Source organism: Amycolatopsis kentuckyensis (assembly GCF_002155975.1).
GTDB lineage: Bacteria > Actinomycetota > Actinomycetes > Mycobacteriales > Pseudonocardiaceae > Amycolatopsis > Amycolatopsis kentuckyensis.
This window is the reverse complement of sequence record NZ_MUMI01000731.1, coordinates 1-2,010: the sequence shown is the minus strand read 5'-3', so window position 1 is coordinate 2,010 and position 2,010 is coordinate 1. Positions and strand designations below refer to the sequence as shown.

General features: G+C 69.7%; 2 protein-coding genes. Both read right to left on the bottom strand.

Going from position 1 to position 2,010, the window contains the following annotated elements:
- Positions 1-956, bottom strand: a 956-nt coding sequence (locus CCN39_RS46810; protein WP_143264445.1) for an MFS transporter, incomplete at its 3' end; no start/stop codon positions are given.
- 114 nt (positions 957-1,070) lie between these two features.
- Positions 1,071-2,010: aminotransferase-like domain-containing protein (locus CCN39_RS46805; RefSeq protein ID WP_143264444.1), on the bottom strand; the 940-nt coding region annotated here is incomplete at its 5' end.

Below are 2,010 nucleotides of genomic sequence, written 5' to 3'. Positions count from 1 at the left end.
AGCCAGATGCCCTGCAGCCAGATGATCAGGATGAACTGCAGGCCGCCGCGGCCGAGGGACGCCGTCAGGTTCGCGACGTTGCCCCAGGTGAACGAGCGGATGCGGAACAGCGACAGGCGGAACAGCGGGTTGTCCACCTTCGACTCGATGATCACGAACGCCACCAGCACCGCGATCCCGCCGATCAGGCAGCTGAGCACGAACGGGCTGCCCCAGCCGGTCGGCGACGAGCCGTAGGGCTGGATGCCGTACGTGATGCCGATCAGCACCGCGATCAGGCCGACGGCGAAGGTGATGTTGCCCCACCAGTCCATCCGCGCGTGCTTGCGGACGCCGGTGTCGTGCAGCTTGAGGTACGCCCAGACCGTGCCGATCACGCCGAACGGCACCGACACCAGGAAGATCAGGTTCCAGTCGACCGGCGCGAGCACGCCGCCGACGACCAGGCCGAGGAACGAACCCGCGATGGCCGCGACGCCGTTCATGCCGAGCGCGAGGCCGCGCTGGTTGGCCGGGAAGGCGTCGGTGAGGATCGCCGAGGAGTTCGCCATCAGGAAGGCGCCGCCGACGCCCTGCACGATCCGCCAGCCGATCAGCCACAACGCGGCCGCGTCGCCGTCGAACCACGTGATGGCCAGCATGATCGACGACACCGTGAAGACGGCGAAGCCGAGGTTGTACATCCTCGCGCGGCCGTACATGTCGCCGAGCCTGCCGAAGCTCACCACCAGCACCGCGGTGACCACGAGGAAGCCCATGATCATCCACAGCAGGTAGCTCGTGTTGGCCGGTTCCAGGGGGTTGATGCCGATGCCCTTGAAGATGTCGGGCAGCGCGATCAGCACGATCGAGGAGTTGATCGTGGCGATCAGCATGCCCAGCGTCGTGTTGGACAGCGCGATCCACTTGTACCGCGGCCCCAGTTCCGCGATCGAATACGTCCGGCGTTCCGCCACTGTGCAACCCTTCTGCTCGCCAGTCCCTTAGCTAGGCTAAGCAACTTGCTTGCGTATGGCAACCAACAGCGCGAAATGCATGGGAGAGCATGATCACAGCCGCTTGACTGTCCTTTAGGGACTCTTTACCAGACGGCCCAGTACCGCCACCCCCTCCTCGATCTCCGTCGCCGTCCGCGCCGCGTACCCCAGGACCAGGCCCGGACGTCCCGGGAGCTGCCGGTGCCACGACAGCGGCTGGACCTTCACCCCCTCCGCCAGCGCGGCCGCCGCCACCGCGACGTCGTCCACCTCGGCCTCGAAGGTCACCGTCAGGTGCAACCCCGCCGCCGCGCCGTGGACCACCGCCGACGGCAGCGAGGCCGACAGCGCACGGATCATCGCGTCCCGGCGACGCCGGTGCCGGGCCCGCACCACCCGCAGCTGGCGCTCCAGCTCACCCGTCTCCATCAAGCGCGCCAGGACCAGCTGGGCCAGCACCGGGTTGCCCAGGTCCGCGAACCGCTTCGCCGCCACCAGATCGGCGAAGAACCGCGGCGGCGCCACCAGCCAGCCGACGCGCAACGCCGGTGCCAGCAGCTTCGAGACACTCCCCGTGTAACAGACCTCCGGCACCATCGACCGCACCGCGGGCACCGGCGCGCGGTCGTAGCGGTGCTCCGCGTCGTAGTCGTCCTCGACGACGATGCCGCCCTCGGCCACCCAGCGCATCAGCTCGCGGCGGCGCTCGCCGCCCAGCACCACGCCCATCGGGAACTGGTGGGCCGGGGTCAGCAGCACCGCCGGCGCCGTCAACGAGGAAACCAGCAGGCCGTCGTCGTCCACCGGCACCGGCGGCGTCGCCAGGCCGCAGTGGTGCAGGTGCTGGCGCGCCCCCAGCGAGCTCGGGTCCTCCACCGCGATCCCGGAGACGCCGTGCTGCCGCAGCACCTCACCGACCAGCGTCAACGCCTGCGCGACCCCGGCCACCATGATGATCTCGGCCGGGTCCACGCGGATCCCGCGGTTGCGGGCCAGCCAGCGCGACACCGCCAGCCGCATCGGCGGCGCGCCG